The organism is Halorubrum tibetense, assembly GCF_042661865.1.
GTDB lineage: Archaea > Halobacteriota > Halobacteria > Halobacteriales > Haloferacaceae > Halorubrum > Halorubrum tibetense.
In genome coordinates this window covers 1-7,187 of sequence record NZ_JBHSWW010000116.1, presented here as the reverse complement: position 1 = coordinate 7,187, position 7,187 = coordinate 1, and the positions used below count along the sequence as shown (strand labels likewise).

General features: G+C 66.8%; 9 protein-coding genes and 1 pseudogene. 3 read left to right on the top strand and 7 right to left on the bottom strand.

Features of this window, described 5'->3' with window-relative positions; translation table 11 throughout:
• From ACFQEU_RS08975 to ACFQEU_RS08945, 7 genes and pseudogenes are all read right to left on the bottom strand, one after another.
• Positions 1-323 (bottom strand): annotated as a pseudogene (locus ACFQEU_RS08975) (hypothetical protein); the annotation flags it as partial.
• A 153-nt stretch (positions 324-476) separates the two neighbouring features.
• Positions 477-1,112 carry a vitamin K epoxide reductase family protein gene (locus ACFQEU_RS08970; RefSeq protein ID WP_379781351.1) on the bottom strand — a complete coding sequence of 212 codons (636 nt, stop codon included), beginning with the start codon at positions 1,110-1,112 and terminating at the stop codon, positions 477-479.
• Between the two features lie 114 nt (positions 1,113-1,226).
• Positions 1,227-1,595: a thioredoxin family protein gene (locus ACFQEU_RS08965; protein WP_379781349.1), complete on the bottom strand. Its 369-nt coding sequence runs from the start codon at positions 1,593-1,595 to the stop codon at positions 1,227-1,229.
• A gap of 118 nt (positions 1,596-1,713) precedes the next feature.
• Positions 1,714-3,039, bottom strand: a complete 1,326-nt coding sequence (locus ACFQEU_RS08960) for a M20 family metallopeptidase (protein ID WP_379781347.1) — start codon at positions 3,037-3,039, stop codon at positions 1,714-1,716.
• A 62-nt stretch (positions 3,040-3,101) separates the two neighbouring features.
• Positions 3,102-3,539: a DUF6691 family protein gene (locus tag ACFQEU_RS08955; RefSeq protein ID WP_379781353.1), complete on the bottom strand. Its 438-nt coding sequence runs from the start codon at positions 3,537-3,539 to the stop codon at positions 3,102-3,104.
• Between the two features lie 17 nt (positions 3,540-3,556).
• Positions 3,557-4,081 (bottom strand): YeeE/YedE family protein, encoded by a 525-nt coding sequence (locus tag ACFQEU_RS08950; RefSeq protein WP_379781345.1) that lies wholly within the window; start codon positions 4,079-4,081, stop codon positions 3,557-3,559.
• A 69-nt stretch (positions 4,082-4,150) separates the two neighbouring features.
• Positions 4,151-5,353: an MBL fold metallo-hydrolase gene (locus ACFQEU_RS08945; protein WP_379781343.1), complete on the bottom strand. Its 1,203-nt coding sequence runs from the start codon at positions 5,351-5,353 to the stop codon at positions 4,151-4,153.
• Between the two features lie 243 nt (positions 5,354-5,596).
• Between ACFQEU_RS08945 and ACFQEU_RS08940 the strand changes: the two genes are divergently transcribed.
• The 3 genes from ACFQEU_RS08940 (at position 5,597) to ACFQEU_RS08930 (ending at position 7,113) form a co-directional block, all read left to right on the top strand.
• A complete protein-coding gene (locus ACFQEU_RS08940; protein ID WP_379781341.1) occupies positions 5,597-5,851 on the top strand; it encodes a sulfurtransferase TusA family protein in 255 nt (84 codons plus the stop codon).
• A 3-nt stretch (positions 5,852-5,854) separates the two neighbouring features.
• Positions 5,855-6,442, top strand: coding sequence for a DsrE/DsrF/DrsH-like family protein (locus ACFQEU_RS08935; protein ID WP_379781339.1), 588 nt, complete (start codon positions 5,855-5,857; stop codon positions 6,440-6,442).
• Between the two features lie 119 nt (positions 6,443-6,561).
• A complete protein-coding gene (locus ACFQEU_RS08930; RefSeq protein ID WP_379781336.1) occupies positions 6,562-7,113 on the top strand; it encodes a TlpA family protein disulfide reductase in 552 nt (183 codons plus the stop codon).
• Positions 7,114-7,187 lie beyond the last annotated feature (74 nt).

Here is a 7,187-nt window from a genome sequence, read left to right as displayed (position 1 = left end):
GCCTCATCGGCGGCGTCCACGTCGGGGGCGACCGTTCCGGAGTCGTCCGCACCGTCGTCCCCGGCCGACCGCCGCGCCCACCACGCCAGCAGCCGCTCTTGTGCGGCGACGATCGCGACGACGGCGGTGACGCTGCCGGCGAACGCCGCGACACCGGTGAGAAGCGGGTCGAAACCGAGGCCGATCGCCACCGGGATCACGACGAACGGCTCGATGAACGGGACCATCGCGAGGACGAAGACGAGCGGGTAGCCGAGGGGACCGACCGCCCCGTCGAGGAGGGTGCTGACATCGCCGAGGAGTGCGGGAGCCACGGTCGTCACGGTCGAACCGAGGGACGGTGGAAGCAAAAGCGTCGTGTTCCGTCGATTCGGAAGTCGAGGCGGTGCTGAGTGGGGAAAGGCGGGGCAGGGCGGTGCTGGGTGAGAGAAGAGAGGGGTCGTTCGAAACGCGCCGGCCGATACGAGTTCAGTTCCCTATGCGAAGGGAATGACCTCGGGCAGCGGGAGCATCGGGACGACGAACAGGCCGACGATCGTGGCCAAGCCGATCAGGGCCGGGAAGACGACGAGCGCGAGGTTCGTCCCGCCGAGGACGCCGCCGAGGTCGCTGCGCATCGCCGAGAGGCCGGGCGTGTCGCTGGACCGCAACGCCGCCAGCTCCAGCCCGAACAGGATCACGGTCGCGGCCGCCGAGACCATACAGAGCGGACAGATCTCGCCGATCACGCCCACCTGGAGGTAGACGAAGTACGCCGAGAACGCCACCCCGCTCGCCGTGATCGGCGTCAGGATCTTGATGATCAGCGGGTGCCGGGTGTCGAACCACCACAGCGCCATCGCGATCGTCCCCAAGTAGTAGAACGCGCCGAGCGTCGCCAGCGGGAAGCCGAACACGTACGCCCACTGGCTCGTGATCACCTCGATGCTGCCTTGGACGGGCGCATCGGCCGGTATCGCCGGTAGCGCGAACAGGTGGATCGCGGTGAGCATCGTGCTCACGAGCCAGCCGACCACCGCGACCGAGGTGAAGACGCCGAACAGCAGGGACACCCGCGAGGAGTACTCCCAATCGTAATCGAATCGATTCGCCGTGTACGTTCGTGTTCCCATACGAGTTGGTATCGTGCCCAGTACATTAAATATTGTGCTTTACACCCAATACCAATGGCGGAGAATGAGGCGACGATGTCCCCAGACGGTTTCGTAGAGCCGGCGTGGCGGCGCTCAGTCGGTTCGGTGGGTGACCCACTCGCTCAGGTCGTCGCCGGCGATAAACCCTTCAGCCCGGCGTGCGACCGGTTCTCCCTCGACGAAGAGAACGAAAAGCGGCACGCTCCGCACGTCGAACCGCTCGACGAGCGGCGGGTCGTTCCGCGGGTTCACGAGGCCGACGGCGACGTCGAGCTCGCGAGCGAGGTTGCCAAGCACGGGCTCCATGCTCGCGCAGATCCCGCAGCCATCGGTGTAAAACTCCACGAGCGCGGTGTCGGCGTCCGCAACGAACGCGTCGAGCTCCGTGGCGTCCGCGAGCGACACGGGGCGACCGGGCGTCGCTGAGGCCGACCCATCCGAGGACCCCATATTGTCTTTCATACACACTATTGTGCCCGAGTAGTGATAAATACGCTGGTGAGTGCGGGAGCGTCGCCGACACCAGAAGAGGGACGCGTCGCCGACGACGCCGATCCACGTTCGTCGACGTGAGCCGTCGCTACGTCGACGTGTCGCCGACTTGGTCCGCCCACACCCACGGAAGGCGACCGTACATCCCGGCGTTCCGGGCGAGCGCGGTCGTCGTGATGTACTCATCGACGGCGTGGACCGTGTCGGTACCGAACGCGAACTCGACGGTCGGGACCCCGGCGTGTCGGAACGTCTTGGCATCGCCGCCGCCCGTCGCGCTCCGGCGGAACACCCGTCCGTCGCCGGCGGCATCCGCGGGCGCGACGATCGCTTCGGCCGTCTCGGCCACCGTCGACACGAGCGGGCTGTCCGCCGGTTCGTAGGATCCGACCGACCAGCTCGCATCCGCGATCGACACCGCGGGAAACTCGGCCAGACACTCCCGGACATCCGCGAGCACGGTCGCGGTCTCGACGCCGGCCGTCAGCCGGATGTCGAGCCGTGCCGTCGCCGTGCTCGGCACCGTGTTGACGCTCTCGCCGCCCTCGATCGTGCCGAGGTTCACGGTCGGATGCGTGAACGTTCGGCGAGCCTCCGCCGCGCCGAGGATCGGCTCGTAGTACGCCACCGACTCCTCGATGACGGGCGAGAACCCCTCAGGAACCGGAAGATCGCGGGCGGTGAGCCGTCGACGGAGGAGCGAGACCGCCTCCCAGAGCCGGTCGATCGCGTTCTCACCGCGGCTCGGGCGGGAACCGTGTGCGGCGACACCCTCCGCCCGGAGCGTGAGCCAGATACTCCCGCGGTCGGCGACCGTGACCGAGTGGCGACCGTTCGTGCAGGTGGTCTCCCCGATGACGCAGGCGTCCGGTGCGAGCCGATCGAGCGCGCCCGATTCGACGAGGGTGTCGACGCCGGCGTCGCCCGCGGTCTCCTCGTCCGAGACGACTGCGAGCGCGAGGGTCACCGGCGGGTCGGTATCGGCCTCGACGATCGCTTCCGCCGCGGCGAGCATGGCGGCCAGTGGCCCCTTCATGTCCGTCGCACCGCGCCCGTAGAGGCGATCACCGTCGCGCTCGCCGAGCGGATCGTGGGTCCATTCGTCAGCGTCGTACGGGACCGTATCCGCGTGGCCGTTGTATAACAGCGTCCGGGTCGAGGTTCCCGGGATCGTCGCCACCAGGTTCGGTTTCATCGGATCGGTGGCGACCCGCTCGGTATCGACGCCGCGATCGGCGAGAAACGCGTCGATCCAGTCCGTGATCGCCCGCGTGTCGCCCGGCGGGTTCGACGTGTCGAGCGCGATCAGCTCACGCGCGAGCTCGACGACGCGCTCGGTGTCCGGCGGTTCGACGCCGTCAAGGAGCGGATCCGGCTCCGTCGGATCGGACTCCCCTGAGTCAGTGTCTGTCATGGGTCGAATATCACTCGGGAGGTACGTCAGTCGGACGGTCGGTTCGATCGTCGGGTCGGGGCTCAGTCGTCGCTCGGGACGGCCCCGGCGTCGGCGTCGCTCCCGCGACTCCGCCAGACGCCCTGAGCGTACGCGCCGATGAACATCCCGCCGATCGCGTAGAGGATCGGCCAGTTGCCGACGCCCAAGCTCGCGTACGCCGCGCCGGGACAGATGCCCGAGAGCCCCCAGCCGACGCCGAAGATCGAGCCGCCGACCAGCACGTTGCGGTCGAACGACTTCAGCCGACGGCCGTACGGCCGCCCGGTGAGCGGTGCCGCCCCCCGAACCGCTGGCAGCGTCCAGAACGCGAGTCCGGCGACGATCGAGCCGCCGAACATCACGAACAGGAGCCCGAGGTCGGTGAACGTCAGGAAGTCGATGACGACCTCCGGCCGCGCCATGTGGCTGAAGCCGAGCCCGAAGCCGAACACCAGCCCCGAGATCAGGATCAGCGGCATGAACAGCGGGTGGCGGCTCACAACCCCACCCCCATCGCGGCGACGGCGTTCGCGGTCACGATCGCGACGACGAGGAACGTCGCCACGCCGACGAGCGACGTCCGGGAGACGGATCCGACCCCACAGATCCCGTGACCGGAGGTACAGCCCTTACCGATCCGGGTGCCGATCCCGACGAGGATCCCCCCGACGAACAGCCGCCAGACGGACACCTCGGTCGTCCAGCCGCTGTTCGCGATCGACCACGGGTCACCCTGGTAGATCAGCGCGTAGACGGCTGCACCGCCGATGATCCCGACAGTGAACACCACGCGCCAGTCGCGGGACGGGCGATACTGTTTGAACCGGTCCTGATCGGAGACGTACGACAGCGTCGACTCGAGGAACGTGCTCGCGCCGGCCGTGATCCCCGTTCCGAAGTAGATCATCGCCGTCGCGAACCCGACGAGAACGCCGCCGATCGCGTACCGCGAGACGCCGTTCGGGAAGAACGCGTCGACGGTTCCGGCTCCGAGCAGATCGGTGAACGCCGCATCGATCACGGCGAATCACCCCCCACTAGCGAACGGTCGGTGGACGAGGGCGCTGCGCGAGGGGAGCACATGGTCGGATCAGTCGTCGCTCGTGAGCGCATCCTGGCTCGCGGCGCAGTTGTTCGGGCCGAGCTCGAGTGTGAACGCCTCGTCATCGTCGACATCGTTCTGCCCGAGGTTCGTCGCGATGATGTCCTCGTAGTTCGCCGGTCGGGGCGGCATGTCGGCGAGGACGACCTCGACGAACGCGTCCTCGTCCACCGAGAGCGCGTCCATCCGTTCGCGGAGCTCAGCGATCGGTGCGGTGTACGTCCCGTCCGCGGCGGGTTCAGCGGCGTCGCTGAAGTGCGCACCGCCGATCAGTACGTCGTCGTCGAGCGACAGCACGCGGTTCTGTAGGGAGTCGTACAGCGTGCGGGCCGCCTCCGGCGCGCCGTCGTCGCCTTCCTCGAGGTCCGGACGGGCAACGCTCTCGATGAACAGCCCGTCGCCCGTCGCGAGCAGGCTGTCGTCGAGCAGGTACGAAGTCATTCCCGTCGTGTGACCCGGAGTGAACACCGTCTCGATAGTGGCGTCGCCGACGGCGAACTCGTCGCCGTCGTCGATCAGCGTTACCGCGTCGGTGTACGTGACGCCGCGGTCGGCCGCAGCCGACGGGAGCAGCGCCTCGACGTCCTCGGCCGCGAGGTCGCGAAGCCCCGAGATGTGATCGGCGTGGACGTGCGTGTCGAGCGCGTATTTCAGGTCGACGCCGAGCTCGTCGGCGTCGGCGAGGTAGCGGTCGGTGAACGCCCGAAGCGGGTCAACGATCGCGGCCTCGTCGCCGTCGTAGAGGAGGTATCCGAGACAGCCGCTGGAGGGGCGCTGATACTGGAGCAGGGTACCCGCGCCGTCGTACGCGGTGACTTCGCGGGCCTCGTATATCGACGCCCACCCGTTCATCCCCTCCTCGAGGTGGTCGACGTCGTAGCCACGGTCGGCGAGCGCGCCGGCGACGTACTCGCTTGCACCGCCCTTCGCACAGAGCACGGTGACGTGCTCGTCCGCGGGGATCCGGTCGAGGACGTCGTCGTCGATCTCCTCGTCGAGGAAGTGGAAGTACGGGACGTTGATCGAGGTGACGGTGTCACCGTCGATCTTCCACTCCTCGTAGTCGCTCGACATCCGCGCGTCGAGGATCGTTACGTCCTCGCCGTCGTCGATGCTGGCTTTCAACGACTCGGGCACGATCGAGTCGACGGCCGATTCAGGGGTCGGGAAATCCATCTCGTCTGGATCCATGTACACCACATCGTACCGGGGCTATCGGCTTAAATCTTCGCATAGTAATTCAATTTTTGTACAATACTATTTGGCGAGTACGAGAGCGTATGGGCCCAGAATCTCGTTTTAATGCCGTCTATCGCGGATTACCGTATATTCGACTGGCTTAATAATCCAGTTGTTCAAGACAACCACAAGAATCGATGCCCTTATGAGTGGCGAGGGAATATTGTGTGATAGCCCCAACACGGGGAGGTAATCATGAGCACGGAAACCGCGACAGAGACGCTCGACGTGAAAGGACAGAACTGCCCGATGCCGGTCATCAAGACGAAAGGTGCGTTCGACGGCCTCGACGCCGGCGACGTTCTCGAAGTGATCTCGACCGACTCCGGCAGCATGAGCGACATCAAAGGCTGGGCCGACTCGGCCGACGGGGCCGAGCTGGTCGACCAGGAGGAGGGGACGGAGGACGGCGAATCGGTGTACAAGCACTACGTCCGGAAGGCGGAGTAACCGATGAGTACGGACACGCCGGCGTCGTCGGACCCCGCCGCTTCCCCCGAAGACGTTCGCGAGCTCCAGTCGCGGATCGAGGAGCTGGAGACCGAGCTCTCGGACCTCCGAAGCGACGTCGACGACGGTAACGCCGACAAGATGGTTATCATCGCGACCAAGGGTACCCTTGACATGGCGTATCCGCCGCTCATTCTCGCGAGCACGGCGGCCGCGTTCGGGTACGACGTGACGGTGTTCCACACGTTCTGGGGGCTGGAGATCCTCCACGAGGAGAACTCCAAGGACCTCCAGTTGAGCTCCGTCGGCAACCCGAACATGCCGGTGCCGAACATCGTCGGCGCGCTTCCGGGGATGGACCGGCTGACGACCCGGATGATGCGGTCGAAGATCGAGGAGAACGACGTCGCTTCCGTCGAGGAACTGATAGAGACCGCCGTCGCGAGCGGTGTCGACCTCCAGGCGTGTCAGATGACGATCGACCTCCTCGACTACGACGAGGACGACTTCTACGACGGCGTCACGACTGGCGTGGGCGCGGCCTCCGCCTTCCAGGACATGGTCGACGCGGACATCCAGCTGCTGGTCTGACACCGATCGCTTCTTCGCGTTCGCCCCGCGGATCGCGCGAGCCTCGCGAGTGCGCCGACACCGACTCGTGAGAGGGTCGTACCACACCCGCTAAGACCGTGGAAGCGATACGGACGACCATGCAACGGCGCGAGCTGCTCGCCGGACTCGGAGGAGCCGGCGTGCTCGCCGGCGGAGTCGTGATCGCTCGAACCGACGCGAGCGATCGCCTCTCAGCCGGCAACGGGGAGCCGAAGGCGGGCGGCACCGCGTCGACGGTTCCGCGGACACGGATCGAGACGTTCGACGCGCCGGGGAGCGAAGCCGGTTACCGGGAGGTCCCCGAACGCGGGGGCGTGACGGTGCTCGAGTTCTTCGCGACGACGTGTGACGTCTGTGCAGCGTACATGGAGACCCTTCGTGCGGTCGAACGCGACGTCGACGCGACGTTCGTCTCGATCACCGTCGAGGTCGTCGGAACGACCGTCGACCGCGAGACCGTCGCCGACTGGTGGCGCGATCACGAGGGCGACTGGACCGTCGGCGTCGACGACGACCTGACGCTCTCTACCGCGCTCAACGCCGCGAGCGTCCCTTTCACGGCCGTTCTCGACGAGTCGAATGCGGTCGTGTACGCCGACAACGGCGCGATGACGGAGGACACTCTCCGGGATACGATAGCCCGAGCATGAGCGTGTCGACCATCGGCGCTGCGGCCGCGGTCGTCGCCCCCGCCGCGGTCCCGCTGACCGCCATCGGCGACGCC

Coding starts and splice junctions, on each gene's coding strand:
- ACFQEU_RS08945 (WP_379781343.1), bottom strand. CDS start 5,353: ATGGATCCAGACGAGATGGATTTCCCGACCCCTGAATCGGCCGTCGAC.
- ACFQEU_RS08970 (WP_379781351.1), bottom strand. CDS start 1,112: ATGGGAACACGAACGTACACGGCGAATCGATTCGATTACGATTGGGAG.
- ACFQEU_RS08955 (WP_379781353.1), bottom strand. CDS start 3,539: ATGCCGCTGATCCTGATCTCGGGGCTGGTGTTCGGCTTCGGGCTCGGC.
- ACFQEU_RS08940 (WP_379781341.1), top strand. CDS start 5,597: ATGAGCACGGAAACCGCGACAGAGACGCTCGACGTGAAAGGACAGAAC.
- ACFQEU_RS08930 (WP_379781336.1), top strand. CDS start 6,562: ATGCAACGGCGCGAGCTGCTCGCCGGACTCGGAGGAGCCGGCGTGCTC.
- ACFQEU_RS08960 (WP_379781347.1), bottom strand. CDS start 3,039: ATGACAGACACTGACTCAGGGGAGTCCGATCCGACGGAGCCGGATCCG.
- ACFQEU_RS08965 (WP_379781349.1), bottom strand. CDS start 1,595: ATGAAAGACAATATGGGGTCCTCGGATGGGTCGGCCTCAGCGACGCCC.
- ACFQEU_RS08935 (WP_379781339.1), top strand. CDS start 5,855: ATGAGTACGGACACGCCGGCGTCGTCGGACCCCGCCGCTTCCCCCGAA.